18 protein-coding genes are annotated in these 19,739 nt (G+C 67.3%); 12 read left to right on the plus strand and 6 right to left on the minus strand.

The features are described 5' to 3' along the window. Window positions 1-141: 141 nt before the first annotated feature. The 4 genes from ETX26_RS13470 to ETX26_RS13485 all read left to right on the plus strand — a co-directional run bounded on the left by ETX26_RS13470 (window position 142) and on the right by ETX26_RS13485 (window position 5,339). A complete protein-coding gene (locus ETX26_RS13470) occupies window positions 142-1,023 on the plus strand; it encodes an AraC family transcriptional regulator (protein ID WP_129525160.1) in 882 nt (293 codons plus the stop codon). Between the two features lie 64 nt (window positions 1,024-1,087). Next, a complete protein-coding gene (gene pheS / locus ETX26_RS13475) occupies window positions 1,088-2,200 on the plus strand; it encodes a phenylalanine--tRNA ligase subunit alpha (RefSeq protein ID WP_129525161.1) in 1,113 nt (370 codons plus the stop codon). Further along, window positions 2,197-4,590 carry a phenylalanine--tRNA ligase subunit beta gene (pheT, locus tag ETX26_RS13480; protein WP_129525162.1) on the plus strand — a complete coding sequence of 798 codons (2,394 nt, stop codon included), beginning with the start codon at window positions 2,197-2,199 and terminating at the stop codon, window positions 4,588-4,590. Before pheS ends, pheT begins: the two co-directional genes overlap by 4 nt. Continuing rightward, window positions 4,587-5,339 (plus strand): SDR family NAD(P)-dependent oxidoreductase, encoded by a 753-nt coding sequence (locus ETX26_RS13485; protein ID WP_129525163.1) that lies wholly within the window; start codon window positions 4,587-4,589, stop codon window positions 5,337-5,339. The genes pheT and ETX26_RS13485 overlap by 4 nt, the downstream gene beginning before the upstream one ends. A gap of 6 nt (window positions 5,340-5,345) precedes the next feature. On the opposite strand, the gene ETX26_RS13490 is transcribed toward ETX26_RS13485, so the two are convergent. Then, window positions 5,346-5,948, minus strand: coding sequence for a hypothetical protein (locus ETX26_RS13490; RefSeq protein ID WP_129525164.1), 603 nt, complete (start codon window positions 5,946-5,948; stop codon window positions 5,346-5,348). Between the two features lie 138 nt (window positions 5,949-6,086). Here ETX26_RS13490 and ETX26_RS13495 point away from each other — a divergent pair, with 138 nt between their 5' ends. From ETX26_RS13495 to ETX26_RS13510, 4 genes are all read left to right on the plus strand, one after another. Then, window positions 6,087-7,607: a peptide chain release factor 3 gene (locus tag ETX26_RS13495; RefSeq protein ID WP_129525165.1), complete on the plus strand. Its 1,521-nt coding sequence runs from the start codon at window positions 6,087-6,089 to the stop codon at window positions 7,605-7,607. Between the two features lie 105 nt (window positions 7,608-7,712). Beyond that, window positions 7,713-8,438: an endonuclease/exonuclease/phosphatase family protein gene (locus ETX26_RS13500; RefSeq protein ID WP_225425787.1), complete on the plus strand. Its 726-nt coding sequence runs from the start codon at window positions 7,713-7,715 to the stop codon at window positions 8,436-8,438. A gap of 148 nt (window positions 8,439-8,586) precedes the next feature. Continuing rightward, window positions 8,587-8,925, plus strand: coding sequence for a P-II family nitrogen regulator (locus tag ETX26_RS13505; RefSeq protein WP_129525166.1), 339 nt, complete (start codon window positions 8,587-8,589; stop codon window positions 8,923-8,925). Between the two features lie 29 nt (window positions 8,926-8,954). Next, window positions 8,955-10,280 (plus strand): ammonium transporter, encoded by a 1,326-nt coding sequence (locus ETX26_RS13510; protein ID WP_129525167.1) that lies wholly within the window; start codon window positions 8,955-8,957, stop codon window positions 10,278-10,280. A gap of 383 nt (window positions 10,281-10,663) precedes the next feature. Here the strand turns inward: ETX26_RS13510 and ETX26_RS13515 are convergent, their stop codons facing one another. Genes ETX26_RS13515 through ETX26_RS13525 form a run of 3 tightly spaced genes read right to left on the minus strand, consistent with a single transcriptional unit; the run spans window position 10,664 to window position 13,620 of the window. After that, window positions 10,664-12,250: a GMC family oxidoreductase gene (locus tag ETX26_RS13515; protein ID WP_129525168.1), complete on the minus strand. Its 1,587-nt coding sequence runs from the start codon at window positions 12,248-12,250 to the stop codon at window positions 10,664-10,666. 24 nt (window positions 12,251-12,274) lie between these two features. Next, entirely contained in the window at window positions 12,275-13,210 is a 936-nt protein-coding gene (locus ETX26_RS13520; protein WP_129525398.1) for a sterol desaturase family protein, read from the minus strand. A gap of 11 nt (window positions 13,211-13,221) precedes the next feature. Then, on the minus strand, window positions 13,222-13,620 hold the full coding sequence (locus tag ETX26_RS13525; RefSeq protein WP_129525169.1) for a hypothetical protein: 399 nt from the start codon (window positions 13,618-13,620) through the stop codon (window positions 13,222-13,224). 99 nt (window positions 13,621-13,719) lie between these two features. Here ETX26_RS13525 and ETX26_RS13530 point away from each other — a divergent pair, with 99 nt between their 5' ends. Then, window positions 13,720-15,141 carry an amidohydrolase gene (locus ETX26_RS13530; RefSeq protein ID WP_129525170.1) on the plus strand — a complete coding sequence of 474 codons (1,422 nt, stop codon included), beginning with the start codon at window positions 13,720-13,722 and terminating at the stop codon, window positions 15,139-15,141. Window positions 15,142-15,155: 14 nt separating this feature from the next. On the opposite strand, the gene ETX26_RS13535 is transcribed toward ETX26_RS13530, so the two are convergent. Beyond that, a complete protein-coding gene (locus tag ETX26_RS13535; protein ID WP_129525171.1) occupies window positions 15,156-15,596 on the minus strand; it encodes a TIGR01244 family sulfur transferase in 441 nt (146 codons plus the stop codon). Next, window positions 15,593-16,399 (minus strand): TerC family protein, encoded by an 807-nt coding sequence (locus tag ETX26_RS13540; protein ID WP_129525172.1) that lies wholly within the window; start codon window positions 16,397-16,399, stop codon window positions 15,593-15,595. The genes ETX26_RS13535 and ETX26_RS13540 overlap by 4 nt, the downstream gene beginning before the upstream one ends. A gap of 262 nt (window positions 16,400-16,661) precedes the next feature. Between ETX26_RS13540 and ETX26_RS14555 the strand changes: the two genes are divergently transcribed. The 3 genes from ETX26_RS14555 (at window position 16,662) to argF (ending at window position 19,694) form a co-directional block, all read left to right on the plus strand. Beyond that, window positions 16,662-17,453, plus strand: coding sequence for a cold-shock protein (locus ETX26_RS14555; RefSeq protein ID WP_129525173.1), 792 nt, complete (start codon window positions 16,662-16,664; stop codon window positions 17,451-17,453). Window positions 17,454-17,574: 121 nt separating this feature from the next. Further along, window positions 17,575-18,765, plus strand: coding sequence for an aspartate aminotransferase family protein (locus tag ETX26_RS13550; protein WP_129525174.1), 1,191 nt, complete (start codon window positions 17,575-17,577; stop codon window positions 18,763-18,765). Beyond that, window positions 18,765-19,694, plus strand: coding sequence for an ornithine carbamoyltransferase (gene argF, locus ETX26_RS13555; protein WP_129525175.1), 930 nt, complete (start codon window positions 18,765-18,767; stop codon window positions 19,692-19,694). Before ETX26_RS13550 ends, argF begins: the two co-directional genes overlap by 1 nt. Window positions 19,695-19,739 lie beyond the last annotated feature (45 nt).

Raw genomic sequence — 19,739 nt, forward strand, 5'->3', positions numbered from 1 at the left:
CCCATTAATGCTCAAAGAGAGGGCGCGGCAGGCATATCGCCTTCCGCGCCCTCTAAGTTTTTTGAGGCCGTAGCCGCTTCCCCCCGCCCCCGACCGCGGGTATCCTCCGCGGGCAGAGGGGGGAACGGGGCGCGAACGAGGATGGCGACGCAATGCGACATCGCGGTGCGCTTCCACGCGCCGCCCACGGATCTCGCGAGATTCTTCACGACCTTCTACCGGGTCGAGATCACCGTCGCGCAAGGCGCGCGCGTCGCCGATGCCCTGCAGCCCGAATGGGGCAACCTGCGCTTCTTCAGGGGCGATCTGCCCGTCAGCCGCTCGGTGAGCGGAGACGAAGTGGGCGACACGGATTTCGTCGCGACCGGGCCGAGCACGAGCCTGCTCGAATTCACCCTCGGCAACACGCGCATCTGGGGCGTCGGACTGCTGCCGCTCGGCTGGAGCACCTTTATCGCCAGCCCTGCCGACCAACTGGCCAACCGCGTGTTCGACGGCCGCGCCGAGCCCGCCTGCGCGCCTTTCGTGCCGCTCGCCGACGAGCTTACCGGCAGTGCGGAGCGCGAAAGCCGCGAATACGACCGGCTGGTCGCCTTCTTCCGCCACGAGGCGCCCCGGCATGGCCCGGAGGACCCGCGTATCCCGGCGATCCACGCCATGCTGCTGGAGGAAGACCTTCCCGACGTTGCGACCCTGGCGGGGCGTGCGGAGCTCAACCAGCGCACGCTCGAGCGGATCTCGCGCCGCGCGTTCGGGTTCTCGCCCAAGCTGCTCCTCCGGCGCCAGCGCTTCATGCGCAGCCTCGCCGCCTTCATGGTCCAGCCCGACGCGCGCTGGAGCGGTTCGATCGACACGCGCTATTGCGACCAGTCGCACTTCGTGCGCGACTGCCACGCGTTCCTCGGCATGGCACCGAGCGAATATGCGGCGATGGAGCATCCCGTCATGGCCAGCTTCCTGCGCGAACGTCTCCGCCTCCACGGCAGTCCGGTGCAGACGCTCGACAGCCCCGGTCGCGGCTGACGCCCGTCCGCGCGCGAGATGGCGCTTTGCGTTGGCGCGGATTTGGCGCTAGCGGGCCATCGCGATGAGTGAACTGCAAACCCGCAAGGACCAAGCGATCGCGGCCATCGATGCCGCCGACGATCTGGACTCGCTCGAGGCGCTCCGTGTCGCGGCGCTTGGCAAGCAGGGCTGGATCAGCCTGCTGCTCAAGACGCTCGGCCAGATGACGCCTGAGGAGCGGCAGAGCCAGGCCCCTGCGATCCAGGCAGCGCGAGGCGAGATCGCCGACGCGATCGCCGCGCGCAAGGCCGCGCTCGAGAATGCCGAGCTGGAACGCCGGCTGGCCAGCGAGACGCTCGATCTTTCGCTCCCCGCGCCCGAGGCACCGCGTGGCTCGGTCCATCCGGTGAGCCAGGTGATGGACGAACTGGCGGAGATCTTCGCCGATCTCGGCTTTTCGGTTGCCACCGGGCCGGAGATCGAGGACGACTGGCACAACTTCACCGCGCTCAACATGGCCGAGGCGCATCCGGCGCGGGCGATGCACGACACGTTCTACTTCCCCGACCGCGATGCCGAGGAACGGCAGATGCTCCTGCGCACGCACACCTCGCCGGTGCAGATCCGCAGCATGGTGGCGCAGGGTGCGCCGATCCGCATCATCGCGCCGGGCCGCGTCTATCGCTCCGACAGCGATGCGACGCACACGCCGATGTTCCACCAGATCGAAGGTCTCGTGATCGACCGCGACATTCACCTCGGGCACCTCAAGTGGACGCTGGAGACCTTCCTCAAGGCCTTCTTCGAGCGCGACGACATCGTCCTGCGCCTGCGCCCGAGCTACTTCCCCTTCACCGAACCTTCGGTGGAGGTCGATGTCGGCTGGCAAGACGTGAGCGCCAATGGAATTAGGCGCCGCGTGCTCGGCGGCGACGGCGATGCGCCGGGCCACGGATGGATGGAACTGCTCGGCAGCGGCATGGTCAACCGCCGGGTGCTCGAGTTCGCCGGGCTCGATCCCGACGAATGGCAGGGCTTCGCCTTCGGCGTGGGCGTCGACCGGCTCGCCATGCTCAAGTACGGAATGGACGACTTGCGCGCCTTCTTCGACGGCGACGTGCGCTGGCTCGCGCATTACGGCTTCTCGGCATTCGACCAGCCGTCGCTCTCGGCCGGCGTGGGAGCACGCGCATGAAGTTCTCGCTCGAATGGCTGAAGGACTACCTCGAGACCGAAGCGAGCGCCGCGCAGATTGCGGCCGCGCTCAACGCGATCGGGCACGAGGTCGAAGCGATCGAGGACCCTGCTGAAAGGCTCGCGGGCTTCCGCGTGGCCGAGGTACTGACCGCCGGACCGCATCCCGACGCGGACAAGCTGCAGGTACTGACCGTTTCCATCGGAGAGGGCGACCCGCTGCAGGTCGTCTGCGGGGCGCCCAATGCGCGGGTCGGCATGAAGGGCGTGCTCGGCTTGCCCGGCGCGGTCGTGCCCGCGAACGGCATGGAACTGCGCAAGAGCGCGATCCGCGGCGTCGAGTCGAACGGCATGATGTGCTCGGTGCGCGAGCTCGAACTGGGCGACGAGCATAGCGGCATCATCGAACTGCCGGCCGATGCGCCGGTCGGAACGGCCTTCGCCGATTACCACGGCGCGAGCCCGGTGTTCGACGTGGCGATCACGCCCAACCGGCCGGACTGCATGGGCGTCTACGGCATTGCCCGCGATCTCGCGGCGGTGGGGCTGGGCACGCTCAAGCCTGTCGCGGCGCCCGAAATCGAAGGTACCGGCGCGTGCCCGGTCGAGATCCGCATCGACGATGCCGAGGGATGCCCCGCATTCTACGGGCGCGTGATCCGAGGCGTGCGCAACGGCGCGAGCCCCGAATGGATGCAGCGCCGGCTGCTCGCGGCGGGGCAGCGGCCGATCAGCGCGATCGTCGACGCGACCAATTATCTGATGCTCGCGTATGGCCGGCCGGCGCACGCCTACGACTTGGCGAAACTGACCGGCGCGATGGTTGCGCGGCGCGCCAGGGCGGGCGAGCAGGTCCTCGCGCTCAACGAGAAGACCTATACGCTCGACGATACGATGACGGTGATCGCCGACGACGCCGGCGTGCACGACATCGCGGGTATCATGGGCGGCGAGCATTCGGGGGTGAGCGAAGGCACGACCGACATCCTGCTCGAGATCGCCTATTTCGATCCCGTGCGGATCGGCGTGACGGGCCGCAAGCTCGGCCTCACCTCGGATGCGCGCACGCGCTTCGAGCGCGGGGTGGATCCGGCCTTCCTCGACGATGGTTTGGCTCTGTTGACCGGGCTGATCCTGGAGATCTGCGGCGGCGAGGCGAGCGAGATTGTGCGCGCAGGTGCGCCTCCCGTCACGCCGAAGGTGCTCGCTTTCGATCCCGCGCTGACGCGGCGGCTCGGCGGAATCGAGATCGCCGAGGCCGAGCAGCGCAGGATTCTCGAAGCGCTCGATTTCCGCGTTGGTGACGGCTGGCAGGTCACCTGCCCCCCGCGCCGCCACGATATCGAAGGGCCAGCCGACCTCGTCGAGGAAGTGGTCCGCATCCATGGCCTCGACAAGGTCGAGAGCGTCGCGCTGCCGCGTGCCGATGGTGTGGCAAAGCCGACCGCGACTCCGCTGCAGCAGATCGAGCGCAAGGTGCGCCGCACGGCGGCTGCGCGCGGTCTGAACGAGGCGGTGACCTGGTCCTTCCTTCCCGAAGCCGACGCCGACCACTTCGCGGAAGGCAATGGCGGCCTGTGGATTCTCGAGAATCCGATCAGCGAGGACATGAAGGCGATGCGCCCCTCGCTGCTTCCCGGCCTGCTCGCCGCGGCCAAGCGCAACGCGGACCGCGGCGCTGCCGGCTCGCGCTTGTTCGAGATCGGCCGCCGCTATTTCCGTGGCCAGGGTGGGGCAAGCGACGAGCGCCCGACGCTGGGCGTGATCCTCGCGGGCGAGAAGACGCCGCGCGGCTGGGCGACGGGCAAGGCGCAGGGGGGCGACGCCTACGATGCCAAGGCCGAAGCCGAGGCCCTGCTCGAAGCTGCCGGCGCGCCGGTCGGCAACCTCATGATCATGGGCGAGGCGGGGCCGCAGTTCCATCCCGGGCAATCGGCGACTTTGCGGCTCGGCCCCAAGAACGTGCTCGCTCGCTTCGGCGCGCTGCACCCGAACACGCTCAAGGCGTTCGACATCGAGGGGCCGGTCGTCGCGGTCGAGATCTTTCTCGACGCAATCCCCGCGAAGAAGGGCGGCGGCACCTTCGCCCGCCCGGCCTATGCGCCGCCCGCATTGCAGCCGGTCACGCGCGACTTCGCCTTCCTCGTGCCTGCCGATCTCGCGGCCGGCGATCTCGTGCGCGCGGTCAAGGGCGCCGACAAGCAGACGATCGTCGATGCGCGGGTGTTCGACGTCTTCGCCGGACAGGGCGTGCCCGAAGGCCGCAAGTCGGTCGCGGTCGAGGTCGTGCTCCAGCCGGGCGAGAAGAGCTTCACCGACGCGGAGATCAAGGCGATTTCGGACCGGATCGTCGCTGCCGCGGGCAAGCAGGGCGCGGAGCTGAGAGCATGAGCAGAACGGCACTCGTTACCGGAGCGACCGCGGGGATCGGCGAGGCCTGCGTGCGCAGCCTCGTCGCCAGCGGCTGGCGCTGCATCGCCACCGGCCGCCGGGCGGAGCGGCTGGAGAAGCTGGTCGCCGATCTCGGCGCGGACAAAGTTCATGCCGCGGTGTTCGACGTGCGCGACGAGGCGGCGCGCGACGCCGCGCTCGATGCGCTGCCGGAGGCGTTCGCGGGCATCGATCTGCTGGTGAACAACGCCGGCCTCGCGCTCGGCACCGCGCCGGCGCAGGACGCGAGCCTGGCGGACTGGAAGACCATGATCGAAACCAACGTCACCGCGCTGGTCTCGCTCACCCACAAGCTCCTGCCGGGCCTGATCGAGCGCAGGGGAGGCGTGGTCAACATCTCCTCGGTGGCGGCGAACTATCCATATACGGGCGGCAACGTCTACGGCGGGACCAAGGCCTTCGTGCGCCAGTTCTCGCTCGGCCTGCGCGCCGACCTGCACGGCACCGGCGTACGCGTGACCTCGATCGAGCCAGGCATGGTCGAAACCGAGTTCACCCTGGTGCGCACCGGCGGGAACCAAGAGGCACACGAACGGCTCTACGGCGGCGCGGACCCGATGACCGCGGCGGACATCGCGGAGACCGTCCGCTGGGTCGCCGAGCTGCCGCCGCATCTCAACATCAACACTCTCGAACTGATGCCGGTAAGCCAGAGCTTCGCCGGTTTCCAGGTCGCGCGGGAGAGCTGACCAGCCCTATTCGCCCCAGCCGTCGGAGGCATCGCCGGCGCTGCGGCCCCAATCGTCGCCGTACTCCTGCTCGAATTCGGCCTGCTGCTGGTGACGCGAGAACTCCGCAGCGGCTTCGTTTGCGGCATCGATCTGCTTCGACATGCCGGGCATGGCCCCCATCATCCCTTTGGCCATCGGCGGTGTGGCGAAGGTCATGTCGAACGGCCGCCCTTCGATTGCGGCGGTGACATGCTCCTCGGCGAGCTTCTCCATCATGCCCATGGCGAAGCCGTTCGCCTCCATTGCCTGGGTCGCCCGATCCTTGTTGCGTCCTTCAGGCGGCCGTATTTCGGTGGCAACCCGGGTGCCGGCCCCATCGGGCGAGAGGATGGTGACGAACCGCATCAGTTCGCTGCCGTCTTGGGCGAGCAGCGCGGTCACGATCGTGTTGCTGTCGGGCTGAGATACGCGGCTGCCGGCGACCGTGCCTCCGAGGACGTGCGTCGGCAGGTAGGCGGACTTGAGTGCCGAGGCCACCTCCTGCGATGACTTCTCGTAGTACTTCCCCGAATCTCCGCAGCTCACGAGCAGTATCGCGCCGGCGCATGCAAGAACGAACGATTTCACTTGCCTGATCCCCCGAAACGGACCCGGTCGAACCCTATCACCGGGCCCTTTCCAGCAGGTTAAGCCGCATTCACCCTGCCCGGGCTTTCGGCTCTTGCGAGTGGACGAAGGCGCGCGGCCCGGCTACGCGCGCGGCCCATGTCCAACCGCCGCACCTTCGCCATCATTTCCCACCCCGACGCGGGCAAGACCACGCTGACCGAGAAGCTGCTGCTTCAGGGCGGCGCGATCCATCTCGCGGGCGAGGTCAAGGCGCGGGGACAGGCGCGGCGGGCGCGGTCGGACTGGATGAAGATCGAGCAGCAGCGCGGGATTTCGGTGACCAGCTCGGTCATGACCTTCGAGCGGGACGGGATCACTTTCAACCTGCTCGACACGCCGGGGCACGAGGATTTCTCGGAAGATACCTACCGCACGCTGACCGCGGTCGATTCGGCGATCATGGTGATCGACGCGGCCAAGGGCATCGAGCCGCAGACGCGCAAGCTGTTCGAGGTCTGCCGCCTGCGTTCGGTGCCGATCATCACCTTCGTCAACAAGGTCGACCGCGAGGGCAAGAGCGGCTTCGAGCTGCTCGACGAAGTGGCCGACACGCTGGCGCTGGACGTGTCGCCGCAAGGCTGGCCCGTCGGCATGGGCGGCACGTTCCAGGGCATTCTCGACTTCGCTTCCGGTGAAGTCAGCCGGCCCGAAGGGCCGAGCAAGGAATTCCACGGCACGCGCGAAGCCGATGCCGTGCTGCCCGAGGACGTGGCCGAGGAGGCCGAGCTGGCGCGGATCGGCTATCCGGAGTTCGACCTCGAGGCCTATCGCAACGGCGATCTCACACCGGTCTATTTCGGGAGCGCGCTCAAGAACTTCGGCGTGACCGAACTGATCGAGGCGATCGCGACCCACGCGCCGCCGCCGCGCCCGCAGCCGGCGGGCGAGGAGCAGGTGAGCCCGGAGCGGGACGAGGTCACCGGCTTCATCTTCAAGGTCCAGGCCAACATGGACCCGAACCACCGCGACCGCATCGCTTTCATGCGGCAGGTCTCGGGCACGTTCAAACGCGGCATGAAGCTGACCCCGAGCGGGCTGGGCAAGCCGATCGCGATCCACTCGCCGATCCTGTTCTTCGCGCAGGACCGCGAGCTGGCCGATACGGCAGAAGCGGGCGACATCATCGGCATTCCCAACCATGGCACGCTGCGCGTCGGCGATACGCTGAGCGAGAAGAACCAGATCCGCTTCACCGGGCTGCCCAACTTCGCGCCGGAAATCCTGCGGCGCGTGGTGCTCAGGGATCCGACTAAGACCAAGCAGCTTCGCAAGGCGCTCGACGACTTGTCCGAGGAGGGCGTGATCCAGGTCTTCTATCCCGAGATCGGCGCGCAGTGGATCGTCGGCGTCGTGGGTCAGCTTCAGCTCGACGTGCTCGTCAGCCGGCTGGAGGCGGAATACAAGGTCGAGGCCAATCTCGAGCCCGCCCCCTTCGCCACCGCCCGCTGGCTCAAGGGCGACGCGAAAGCGCTGGACGAATTCGAGAGCTTCAACCGCGCCAATCTCGCGCGCGACCGCGACGGCGATCTCGTGTTCATGGCCAAAAGCCCGTGGGACGTCGGCTACCAACAGGAAAAGAACCCGGACCTGACCTTCTCCGCCACCAAGGAACGGTGACAGGCGCGGCCACCCGCCTTACGGCGGGCGGATGGGCGACCGCGCTGACATGCCGAACCGCGACTGCGCGAGAGCGGCCTTGCGAGCCGGTTCCGGCACCGTTTGATGCTGGATCGCGTTTCCTCCGGCGTGCACCTCGCGTTCGCCAGCTACAACATCCACAAGGCCGTCGGGCTCGACCGGCGCCGCGATCCCGACCGGATCATCGCGGTGCTGCGCGAGATCGATGCCGATATCATCGCGCTCCAGGAGGTCGACCGCCGGATCGGCGACCGCGCGAGCGTGCTGTCGCGCGCGGCGCTCGACGACACGCCGTGGAAGCCGGTCCAGCTCGCAAAGAGGGTGCGGAGCCTGGGGTGGCACGGCAACGCCATCCTCGTCCGCCGAGAATACGAAGTGGTGGAGGCCGAACCACTTGACCTGCCTACGCTCGAGCCGCGCGGCGCCGTCCGCGCGGATATCGTGTGCGACGGCCGGCGACTTCGCGTGATCGGGACGCATCTCGACCTCTCCGGCCTCCGCCGGCGCGACCAGATCAAGGCCATTCTCGCACATCACGGAGAGTGCGAGACCGGCTGCCCGACCGTTGTGCTGGGTGACTTCAACCAGTGGGGCGCGCGTTCGGGGGCGATGCGCGAGTTCGGCGACGGCTGGCAACTGCTCGACCCCGGGCGCAGCTTTCCCAGCCGTCAGCCGGTGGCGAGGCTCGACCGGATCATCGCCTCCAGCGAATGGCAGGTGCACGCCACTGCCGTGCATCATAGCGCGCTGGCGGTGCAGGCCTCGGACCACCTGCCGGTATGGGCCATGCTAGAAATGAACAAGCAATAGGCAGAGCCTAAGTAATAGGCAGTAACGCGCGTGCGAACGTAACGAAATTACGCGGTCATTCCTGACGATAAAGCAAAATTCTCAACTGGCACGGCTTTTGCTGCTTCTGCAGAGCCGGGGTGTTCCGGCGGACAGCCAGGGGGGATCGATGAAGTTCATCATCGCCATCATCAAGCCGTTCAAGCTGGACGAAGTGCGCGAGGCGCTCGGCGCGATCGGCGTCGCGGGCATGACGGTGTCGGAAGTGAAGGGCTTCGGGCGGCAGAAGGGCCAGACCGAAATCTACCGCGGGGCCGAGTACTCGACCAACATGCTGCCCAAGGTGAAGATCGAGATCGCGACCAGCGACGATCTCGCCCCGCAAGTGGTCGAGACGATCACGCAGACGGCGAGCACCGAGAGCATTGGGGATGGAAAGGTCTTCGTCTTCGATCTTGCCGAGGCGACCCGCATCCGCACCGGCGAGACAGGGGACACCGCGCTGTGAGTGCGGCAAGAGACAAGAGGGACCAGACGATGATCCGCAACATGCTTTGCGGTGCAGGCGCACTCGGCGCCGCGCTGTTCGCCGCCGCGCCCGCGTTAGCGCAGGATGCAGCCGCCGTGCCCAACCCGGGCAACAACGCCTGGATGATGACCGCGACGGTCCTCGTCCTGATGATGATCCTGCCCGGCCTCGCGCTGTTCTACGGCGGGCTCACGCGGCAGAAGAACATGCTCTCGACCATGACGCAGGTCGGTGCGACCGCCGCGCTCGCGATGCTGATCTGGGTCATGTGGGGCTATTCGCTCGCTTTCGGGGACACGACCTACGACGGAACGCTGGGTTGGTTCATCAGCGGCGGGAGCTATTTCCTCGCCGGAACCGACGCGAGCAGCACGGCTGCGACCTTCACCGAGGAAGTCATCAGCAAGTACGTCTTCATCAGCTTCCAGATGACCTTCGCGGCGATCACCGCCGCGCTGATCCTCGGCGCGACGGCCGAACGCCTCAAGTTCTCCGCACTCATGGCCTTCGTGCCGATCTGGCTGACCATCGTCTACTTCCCGATAGCGCACATGGTCTGGGCCGGCGGCGGACTGCTGTATGAAGACGGCGCGCTAGACTTCGCGGGTGGCACGGTGGTGCACATCAATGCCGGCGTGTCGGGCCTGGTGCTCGCCTATCTCCTCGGCCGGCGCCGCGGCTATCCGGCCGAGCCCATGCCGCCGCACTCGATGACGCTGACGATGGTCGGCACCGGCCTGCTGTGGGTTGGCTGGTTCGGATTCAACGCCGGCTCGGCCCTCGAGGCCGACGGGTCGGCGGGCCTGGCGATGATCAACACGTTCGTCGCCACAGCGGCCGCGGCGCTGGCCTGGATGGTGATCGAACGGCTCGCGGGCCACAAGGGCTCGGCGCTGGGCTTCTGCTCGGGCGTGATCGCCGGCCTCGTCGCGGTAACTCCGGCGGCCGGCAATTCGGGCCCGTTCGGCGCGATCCTGCTCGGCATCCTCTCCTCGACCGTGTGCTACTTCGCCGTGGCCAAGGTTAAGGCGAAGTTCGGCTACGACGACTCGCTCGACGCTTTCGGCATCCACGGGGTGGGCGGCATCGTCGGCGCGATCGGCACGGCGGTGGTCTACCAGCCCTTCCTGGGCGGACCCGGCGACGGCTCCACCGCGCTCGGCGCGCAGCTCGGCGTTCAGGTGTTCAGCGTGCTCGTCACGATCGCCTGGGCCGGCCTCGGCACGCTCGTCGCCGGTCTGATCGTCAAGGCGCTGGTAGGCCTCAGGGTCTCCGAGGAGACGGAGGTCGACGGGCTCGACATCTCCGAACACGGGGAGCGCGCCTACAACTGACAGATGAGTTTGGCGGGCCGGGGTTCCCTCTCTATCCCCGGTCCGCCTGCCAGTGTTCCTCCTGCGAACACCGCCTTTACGGGCCGGAGCCAGCCGCTCCGGCCCGTTTTTTAATGGCTCAAGCACCGGCGCGCGCATCCGCGCGCTTGGCTTTCCTCCGCCCGGAGCGCTCCGGGCGGGCGGTCGCCGTTGCGGTCCGCCTGCCGCGGACCGGACATTCTGGTCCTCCCCATTTTGCGTCAGCCAAATGGGGAGGGGGACCGCGAGACGCGCAGCGGCTCGTGGTGGAGGGGTCTTGCGTGACGATGCCCCTCCGTCAGACGCTTGCGGCGTCTGCCACCTCCCCATTTGTGCTGCCGCAAAAATGGGGAGGATCCGTTCCCCTAAGCCAGATCTCTCTTCATGAAATCCGCGCAGCGTTCGCCGATCATGATGCTGGGCGCATTGGTGTTGCCGCCGATGAGGCGCGGCATGATGGAGGCGTCGGCGACCCACAGGCCGTCGAGCCCGCGCGCCTTGAGCGTGGGATCGACCACCGCGTCCTCATCCGCGCCCATGCGGCACGTGCCGACTGGGTGATAGACGGTGTCGGCGCGGTTGCGGATCAGGTCGTCCAGCGCATCGTCGTCGTCCAGATCGATCGGATAGCGGTCCCTGGGGCGGTAGTCGCTCATCGGCGGCGCCTCGGCGATCTGGTGCGACAGCCGCACGCCCGCGCGCAGCACGGCCATGTCGCGCTCGTCCGCGAGGAAGTTCGGGTCGATCACCGGCGCCGCAGCCGCGTCGGCCGAGGCGAGCCGCACCGTTCCCCGGCTCTCGGGCCGCAGCACGCAGGCGTGGAGCGAGAAGCCGTGGCCTTTGACCTTCGTCCGCCCGTGATCCTCGAGCATGGCCGGCACGAAGTGCCATTGCACGTCGGGCGCGGGGGAATCGGGCATGACGCGCCAGAACCCGCCCGCCTCGGCATAAGGCGTGGTCATCACGCCCGTCCTGCGGCGGCGGTGTTCGGCGATCGCCTTCAGCATGCGCCATGTGCCGGCGAGGCTGTCGCCGATGAAGTCGCGGCTCTCGGTCTCCCAGCTCGAGACGTAGTCGATGTGGTCCTGCAGGTCGCTGCCGACGGCGGGGCGGTCCAGCACGACCTCGATCCCCTGCTCGCGCAGATGCTCGCCGGGGCCGATGCCGGAGAGCATCAGGATCTGCGGACTGTTGAATGCGCCGGCGGAGAGCACCACGCCGCCCCGCGCGCGCAGCGTCTCGCGCTTGCCGCCGCGCCGGACGGTGACGCCGGTTGCGCGGCCTTCCTCGATCACGATCCGCTCGACCAGTGTTCCCGTCATCACCGCCAGGTTCGAGCGGCCGCGCAGCGGTTCGACGTAGGCCCGCGCCGCCGACCAGCGCTCGCCGCCCTTCTGCGTCACCTGGTAGAGGCCGAACCCCTCCTGCTTCGCCCCATTGAAGTCGTCGTTCACCGGCAGCTGCAGTGCGGCCGCGCTCTCGACGAAAGCCATGCTGCCGGGATTGGGCCACTTCTGGTCGGAGACGCACAGGGGACCGTCGCTACCGTGGAATTCATCCGCCCCGCGCACATTGCCCTCGGCGCGCTTGAAGTAGGGCAGGACGTCCTCGTAAGCCCAGCCGGCGCAACCGAGCGCCGCCCAGTTGTCGTAGTCCCACGCGTGCCCGCGGATGTAGATCATCGCGTTGATCGCGCTCGATCCGCCCAGCCCCCGGCCGCGCGGCTGATAGCCCGTCCGCCCGTTCAGCCCCTTTTGCGGGACGGTCTCGTAGCGGTAGTTCGCGGCCTTGGGCAGGAAGGGCATGAAGCCCGGCGTCTTGACCAGGAAGTTGTCGTTCGTCCCGCCCGCTTCGAGCAGGCAGACCTTGCGTCCGCCGTCTTCCGCCAGCCGCCCGGCGACCGCGCTCCCCGAGCTGCCGCCGCCGATCACGATCACGTCGAATTCCGCCATGTCCTCTCCTCCCGAAGAGGATGGTTAGGCAGGCTCGCCCTCCGCGGCAATCGGGTTTTCGTTTGGAACCTTTCGTTCGCCACCGTGCCTCTGGCGCCAGCGCGCGCGGATCATGTCCGAAGTCTCGCGGCTGCCGTCGTGCGACCAGCCCGGCTCGCGCAGGAGGTAGGACAGCTTGTGCCGCCACGGCGCGCGCCGGATGTCCTGCAGCATACCGATCCATTCGTGGAACACCGACCACAGCAGGTTGAACGAGCCGAGCTGTCTCACGATGCCGTAGCGGATCCGTTCCTCGTCGTTCTCCGGCTCGAATGTGCCGAACATACGGTCCCACACGATGAACACGCCGGCATAGTTGCGGTCGAGGTAGCGCGGGTTGGTCGCGTGATGCACGCGGTGGTGGCTGGGCGTGTTCATCACCGCCTCGAACCAGCGCGGCATTCTGCCGACCGCCTCGGTATGGATCCAGAACTGGTAGATCAGGTTGAAGCCGGCGCAGACTGCGATCATCGCCGGGTGGAAGCCGATCAGCACCAGCGGCAGCTTGAACGCGAACCCCAGCGTGAAGGCGCCGGTCCAGCTCTGCCGCAGCGCGGTGCTGAGGTTGTAATGCTGGCTGGAATGATGGTTGACGTGGCTGGCCCAGAACCAGCGCACGCGGTGCCCCGCGCGGTGGATCCAGTAGTAGGCGAGATCGTCGAGCACGAAGCAGGCGATCCACGCCCACCAGGCCCAGCCGATATCGAACAGACGGTACTCGTAGGCGGCGAGGAAGACGAGCACGGCGAATCCGCCGAACAGCACACCGGCGACCGTACTACCGAGCCCGAAGGCAAGGCTCGTCAGCGTGTCCTTCGGTTCGTAAGCCTCCGGCCGCCGCTTCCACGCCCATAGCATCTCGGCGAGAACGAGCAGCACGAAGGCGGGGATCGCGTAATCGACGGGCGAAAAATTGGGCATGATGGACCGGTTCACAGCCTCCTGAGGCTTGCTGCCCAATACTGCGCCTGTGCGCCAAGGTCGAGCGTGACCTCGCCGAAGCGCGTCTCCGCCGTGCCAACGATAAGCTGGTGACGGTCGAGCCGCGCGTGGGCATGGCCGGTCAGCAACCGCGCGGCGAAGTGTGCTCCATGGCGGCGCAGCAGCAGGATGCGGCCGCCGGAGTCGCGCAACAGGGCAGCATGGCCCGCGCGGTCGATTGCGACGTCGACCGCCTCGAACCCGTACGCCGCCTCTTCCGCCAGTTCGCGTGCATGGGCCTCGTCACGGATCCGCAAGTCGCCGCCGAGGCGGAGCTTCCAGGCAAGCCCGGCAAGCGCGAAGATCGCGAGAAGCGAGCCGCCGAGGCGCAACATGAGATCGAGGTCCATCGCTCGCGATCTGCCACGCACCTGCGGACGAGTCGAGCGGTCCACGTTTGCAAATCGGCAGGCGCGCTCTAGAGCCGTCTTCGCCAGAGGGAGAGATCGATGAGGAAAGCCGCGTTTCTGTTCGCCGCCGCTGCGCTGGTGGCGCAACCCGCCTTCGCGCAGACGTTCGATGCCGTGGAGGCGGTCGACGCGCAGTACGACCGCACCGAACGCGTCGCGCGTCAGCTCTGGGAATGGGCGGAGGTCGGCTATCAGGAAACGAAGTCGAGCGCGCTGCTGCAGTCGGAGCTCGAGGCCAATGGGTTCACCGTGCAGGAGGGCGTTGCCGGCATTCCGACGGCTTTCATCGCGGAGTACGGCAGCGAGGGTCCCGTGATTGCCATTCTCGGGGAATTCGACGCGCTGCCCGGGCTCAGCCAGTCGGCCTCGCCGCTGCGAGAGACTGTGGAGGGCAGGCATGCCGCCCACGCCTGCGGGCACAACCTGTTCGGCGCCGGCTCGCTCACCGCCGCAATCGCGGTGAAGCAGTGGCTCGAGGAGACCGGCACGCCCGGTCGTGTGCGGTTCTACGGGACTCCCGCGGAGGAAGGCGGATCGGGCAAGGTTTACATGACGCGTGCAGGCCTGTTCGACGATGTGGACGTTGCGATCCACTGGCACGCCGATGACGAGAACAGCGCGGCGGCGCAGACCAGCCTCGCCAACCGTTCGGCCAAGTTCCGCTTCCGCGGACGCTCCGCGCATGCTGCCGGTGCGCCGGAACAGGGCCGTTCGGCGCTCGACGGGGTCGAGGCGATGAACATGATGGTCAACATGATGCGCGAACACACGACCATGGACGCGCGCATTCACTATGTGATCACCGATGGCGGAACCGCGCCGAACGTGATCCCCGACTTCGCCGAGGCGTTCTACTACGTGCGCCATTCGGACACGGCCGAGGTCGAGGCGATGTGGGAACGGCTTGAGGCCGCGGCGAAAGGTGCTGCCATGGGTACCGGCACCAAGGTCGAATGGGAGATCATCCACGGCAACAACCCTCTGCTGGTGAACGAGACGCTGGCGAAGATGATGGATGCCAAGCTGCGCCGGGTCGGTGGGGTGGACTATACGGCCGAGGAGCGCGCCTGGGCGCGGCAGCTTTCTGAAAGCCTCGGCGATGCCGCCCTGCCGCTCGCCACCGCGGCCGAGATCCAGCCCTACGAAAAGTCGCTCGGATACGGATCGACCGACGTTGGCGATGTCTCATGGGCGACGCCGACGGTGGGAGTGCGCACCGCGACCTGGGTCCCGGGCACCGCGGCACATAGCTGGCAGTCGGCGGCGGCGAGCGGCACGACGATCGGTTACAAGGGCGCACAAGTGGCGGCAAAGGCGATGGCGCTGGCCGCGGTCGAACTCTTTACCAACCCGGAGCTGCGCGAACGAGCCCGCGCCGAGTTCGAGGCTGCGCGCGGCGAGAACTACGAATACCGTTCGCTGCTCGGCGACCGGGACCCGCCGCTCGACTATCGGAAATGATCAGGCGGAACCGGTCAGCCGCGGGCGCGGGCGGCGAGCATATCGATCGCCGCCCGCACCGGCGTGACGTCGTAACCGGCGGCGGCGGCCGCGGCGGCAATCTCCTCCGAATCGCGGCCGTCCTGCGCCTGTGCGAGCGCCCATAGCAGCGTCGAACGCGTACCCGACCTGCAGTAGGCGAGCACTTTGCCCTCGGCCCGAGCAAGCGCATCGGCCATCGCGCGCACTTGCGGTTCGCCGAAGCCCGATCCGCCGATCGGAATGGCGAGGTAGTCGAGACCTGCAGCGCGGGCAGCCGCTTCGATCTCTGCGCCGGTGGGCTGGTCGTCGGCCTCGCCGTCGGGACGGTTGTTCACGATCAGCGTCACGCCCTTCGCTTTCGCCGCCGAGACATCGGCAGGGGCGATCTGCGGACTGGCCAGAACCGTCGCGCTCAGCACCCTGAAATCGCTCACTGCGAACCCGCCTGCGCCGTTCGTGCGCGCCGATTGCGCTGCACCATGTTGAGCAGTTCCACCCCGACCGAGAAGCCCATCGCCGCGTAGATGTAGCCCTTGGGAACGTGGAACCCGAACCCGTCAGCGATCAGCACCAGCCCGATCATGACCAGGAAGGCGAGCGCGAGCATCACCAGCGTCGGGTTCTTCTCGATGAAGCGGGCGAGGGGATCGGCCGCGATCATCATGATCCCGACGGTGATCACGACGGCCGTTACCATGATCGGAATATCGTCGGTCATGCCGACCGCCGTCAGGATCGAATCGACGGAGAAGACGAGGTCGATCGCGATGATTTGTGCGATCACTGCGCCGAACGTCGCTGTTGCGGCGGTTGCCATGCCGGGTGTCTTGTCGAGCAACTCGCCCGAAGGATCCGTCGGCTCCATCGAGTGGTGGATTTCCTTCGTCGCCTTCCACAGCAGAAAGAGCCCGCCCACAAGCAGGATAAGATCGCGGCCCGAGAACGCCGTCTCGAAGCTCGGTTCCCCGTACTCGTTGGGGGAGCCCTGCAGACCGAGGTCGAACAGCGGCGTCTGCAGCGTCACGATCCAGCCGATCAGCATCAGCAGGCCGATCCGCATGACCAGCGCGAGCGTGAGGCCGATGCGACGCGCGCGCTGCTGCTGGTGCTCAGGCAGCTTGTTCGACAGGATCGCGATGAAGATGAGGTTGTCGACTCCGAGGACGACCTCGAGCGCGATCAGAGTGAGCAGCGCGGCCCATGCGGCCGGGTCGGAAAGGAGCGCGACGATGTCCATGCGCGCCTGATGCCGCAAGCGGGGTTCGCGCGCAAGCTGGGTCAGTTTCGAAGCACAATGCCAAAATGTCACAATTTTGCGCCAAGGTAAGCAAAGCCGTTAAATCGTTCGCGCAGTCACGCTTTCTGCGCTATGGTTGGCGTTTGGCAGGTGGGGATTTTGCGCATTTTGCGCGGTTGGCCACCGACGTGACCTAGCCGGGGCCCGTCCGTCCGGCAGGCATGGGAGAGTTCGGGGGCGGTGCGAAGGTACGTGTTGAACTATGGGTTACGATAGAGGCCGCCGGGGTCGCGGACGCGACAAGCGCGATGGTTTCGGTGAAGACGGGTTCGATCCTTTCGGCGGGCCTGGCGGAGATTTCGGACAAGGCGGTTTCGGCGGCGACCGGTTCGGCGGCGGCGACCGCTTCGGTGGCGGTGGCGATCGCTTCGGTGGTGGCAGCGGCGGCGGAGGCGGTGGCCGTTTCGGCGGCGATCGTGGCGGACCGCGCGGTGGCGGTGGCGGAGGCGGAGGCGGCGGTTTCAGCCGCATGCCGGCACAGGTCGTCGGCACCGGCAAGGGAACGGTCAAGTTCTTCAACGGCCAGAAGGGTTTCGGCTTCATCCAGCAGGAAGGCGGCGGTGAGGACGTGTTCGTCCACATCAGCGCTGTCGAGCGCGCCGGTCTCGAAGGCCTCGGCGAAGGGCAGGAGCTCGAATTCAACCTCGTCGACCGCGGCGGCAAGATTTCCGCGCAGGACCTGCAGATCGTGGGCGATGTCGTTCCGGTTCAGGCGCGCAGCGATCGCCCCGATCGCGGCGGTGAGCGCGGCGGTGCCCCGCAGCGCGAATTGACGGGCGAAAAGGCAACCGGCACGGTCAAGTTCTTCAATGCGATGAAGGGCTTCGGCTTCCTCGTCCGCGACGATGGGCAGCCCGACGCGTTCGTCCACATCAGCGCGGTGGAGCGTTCCGGCCTGACCGGCATCAATGAGGGCGAACGCTACGAGTTCGACCTCGAGGTCGATCGACGAGGCAAGTACTCGGCGGTCAACCTGGTGCCCGTCCAGGGCTGACGCGCCTGCTTCCTGCCCGGTGTTTGACCGGGCGGCAGCGAAAATCTAGACGGTGCGAATGGCGGCTCTGAGGGGCCGCCATTTGTCGTTTCCCGATCCCGATTCGCGAAGGATTCTGCCGATGTCGATCACTCCGCTCATGCCCGTTTACCCGCGTTGCGGCGTGCGTCCGGTGCGCGGCGATCACTGCCATCTGATTGACGAGGACGGCACCCGCTATCTCGATTTCGCGAGCGGCATCGCGGTCAACCTGCTCGGCCACAGCCACGACGGCCTGATCGGCGCGATCCAGCGCCAGGCGGCGACGCTCATGCACGTCTCGAACCTTTACGGCAGCCCGCAGGGCGAAGCGCTGGCCGAGCGGCTGGTGGACAAGACCTTCGCCGATACGGTGTTCTTCACCAACTCGGGCGCCGAGGCGGTCGAATGCGCGATCAAGACGGCGCGCGCCTATCATCAGCAGGCGGGCAACGGTGAACGCTACGAACTGATCACCTTCAAGAACGCCTTTCACGGGCGAACGATGGCGACGATCAGCGCCTCCAACCAGGAGAAGATGCACAAGGGTTTCATGCCCCTGCTTGGCGGCTTCAAGTACGTCGACTTCGACGATCTTGAAGGCGCGAAGGCGGCGGTCGGGCCGAACACCGCAGGCTTCCTGGTCGAACCGATCCAGGGCGAGGGCGGCATTCGTCCCGCGTCCGACGCATTTATGAAGGGGCTGCGCGCCCTGGCCGACGAGCACGACCTCATGCTGGTGCTCGACGAAGTCCAGTGCGGCGTTGCGCGCACGGGCAAGCTTTACGCCTACGAGCACTACGGCATCGAGCCAGACATCCTCGCCACCGCGAAGGGCATCGGGGGCGGTTTTCCCCTCGGTGCGTGCCTCGCGACGGAGAACGCCGCGCGCGGCATGGGCTTCGGGACGCACGGCTCGACCTACGGCGGCAACCCCCTCGCGATGGCCGCGGGCATGGCGGTGATGGACGCGGTCGCGAACGACGAGTTTCTCGCCGAAGTGACCGTGAAGGGCGAGCGCATCCGCGCCCGGCTCGAACAGTTCATCGGCAATTACCCCGATCTGTTCGAACTCGTGCGGGGGAAGGGCCTGATGCTCGGCATCAAGATGAAGGTCGAGAGCCGGCCGTTCTTCGTCCATCTGCGCGACAATCACCAGTTGCTGACGGTGGCCGCGGGCGACAATACTCTGCGCGTCCTGCCGCCGCTGGTGATCGGTGACGCCGAGATCGACGAATTCTTCGACAAGCTCTCGGCCGGCGCCGCCGACTACGTGATCCCCGAGGCGGTTTGATGACCGTCCGCCACTTCCTCGACCTCTCCGACGCGGGGACGGACGCCCTTGCCGCGATGATCGATGATGCGCAGCAGCGCAAGGCGGCGCGCCGTGACTGGCCGAAGGGCAAGGCTGACGCCGACGCTCCGCTCGCCGGACACGTGCTGGCGATGGTGTTCGAGAAGAACTCGACCCGCACTCGGGTCAGCTTCGATATCGCCATGCGCCAGCTCGGCGGTTCGGCGCTGGTGCTCGATTCGGCTTCCAGCCAACTCGGCCGCGGCGAATCGGTCGCCGACACCGCGCGCGTGCTCAGCCGCATGGCGGACGCGATCATGCTGCGAACCGACGATCATGCGAAAGCGGAGGAGATGGCGCGCCATGCCAGCGTGCCGGTGATCAACGGCCTGACGGACCGCTCGCACCCATGCCAGATTGTCGCCGACCTCCTCACCGTGGTCGAGCGCGGCAAGCCGCTGCCCGGGCTGGAAGTTGCCTGGCTCGGCGACGGCAACAACGTGCTTCACTCGATCCTGGAGGCGGCCGGGCTGTTCAAGTTCAACGTCCGCATCGCCACACCGAAGGGCTACGAGCCTGATGGCGAATTCGTCGAGACGGCGCGCGCCCGCGGAGCGCAGGTAACGCTGACCGGCGATGCGGCCCAGGCGACGACAGGCGCCGACGTGGTCGTCACCGACACCTGGGTGTCGATGGGACAGGACCACACGCACAACAAGCTTGCTGCGATGGCGCCGTTCCAGGTCAACGAGGCGCTGATGGCGCGTGCCAAGCCCGATGCGCCCTTCCTCCACTGCCTGCCCGCACACGTGGGCGAGGAAGTGAGCGAGGATGTGTTCGAAGGCCCGCAATCGGTCGTGTTCGACGAGGCGGAGAACCGCATTCACGCGCAGAAGTCCGTCCTGCTCTGGTGCTTCGGAAAGCTTTGAGCGCGTCCACGCCTTACTTTCGCTGACTCGCCGCCCCATATGCGC

The organism is Pelagerythrobacter rhizovicinus (genome assembly GCF_004135625.1).
GTDB lineage: Bacteria > Pseudomonadota > Alphaproteobacteria > Sphingomonadales > Sphingomonadaceae > Pelagerythrobacter > Pelagerythrobacter rhizovicinus.

Excerpts from the sequence above, each read along its gene's own strand:
- ETX26_RS13470 (WP_129525160.1), top strand. The coding sequence starts at position 142 with ATGGCGACGCAATGCGACATCGCGGTGCGCTTCCACGCGCCGCCCACG.
- pheS (WP_129525161.1), top strand. The coding sequence starts at position 1,088 with ATGAGTGAACTGCAAACCCGCAAGGACCAAGCGATCGCGGCCATCGAT.
- pheT (WP_129525162.1), top strand. The coding sequence starts at position 2,197 with ATGAAGTTCTCGCTCGAATGGCTGAAGGACTACCTCGAGACCGAAGCG.
- ETX26_RS13485 (WP_129525163.1), top strand. The coding sequence starts at position 4,587 with ATGAGCAGAACGGCACTCGTTACCGGAGCGACCGCGGGGATCGGCGAG.
- ETX26_RS13495 (WP_129525165.1), top strand. The coding sequence starts at position 6,087 with ATGTCCAACCGCCGCACCTTCGCCATCATTTCCCACCCCGACGCGGGC.
- ETX26_RS13500 (WP_225425787.1), top strand. The coding sequence starts at position 7,713 with ATGCTGGATCGCGTTTCCTCCGGCGTGCACCTCGCGTTCGCCAGCTAC.
- ETX26_RS13505 (WP_129525166.1), top strand. The coding sequence starts at position 8,587 with ATGAAGTTCATCATCGCCATCATCAAGCCGTTCAAGCTGGACGAAGTG.
- ETX26_RS13510 (WP_129525167.1), top strand. The coding sequence starts at position 8,955 with ATGATCCGCAACATGCTTTGCGGTGCAGGCGCACTCGGCGCCGCGCTG.
- ETX26_RS13515 (WP_129525168.1), bottom strand. The coding sequence starts at position 12,250 with ATGGCGGAATTCGACGTGATCGTGATCGGCGGCGGCAGCTCGGGGAGC.
- ETX26_RS13520 (WP_129525398.1), bottom strand. The coding sequence starts at position 13,210 with ATGCCCAATTTTTCGCCCGTCGATTACGCGATCCCCGCCTTCGTGCTG.
- ETX26_RS13525 (WP_129525169.1), bottom strand. The coding sequence starts at position 13,620 with ATGGACCTCGATCTCATGTTGCGCCTCGGCGGCTCGCTTCTCGCGATC.
- ETX26_RS13530 (WP_129525170.1), top strand. The coding sequence starts at position 13,720 with ATGAGGAAAGCCGCGTTTCTGTTCGCCGCCGCTGCGCTGGTGGCGCAA.
- ETX26_RS13540 (WP_129525172.1), bottom strand. The coding sequence starts at position 16,399 with ATGGACATCGTCGCGCTCCTTTCCGACCCGGCCGCATGGGCCGCGCTG.
- ETX26_RS14555 (WP_129525173.1), top strand. The coding sequence starts at position 16,662 with ATGGGTTACGATAGAGGCCGCCGGGGTCGCGGACGCGACAAGCGCGAT.
- ETX26_RS13550 (WP_129525174.1), top strand. The coding sequence starts at position 17,575 with ATGTCGATCACTCCGCTCATGCCCGTTTACCCGCGTTGCGGCGTGCGT.
- argF (WP_129525175.1), top strand. The coding sequence starts at position 18,765 with ATGACCGTCCGCCACTTCCTCGACCTCTCCGACGCGGGGACGGACGCC.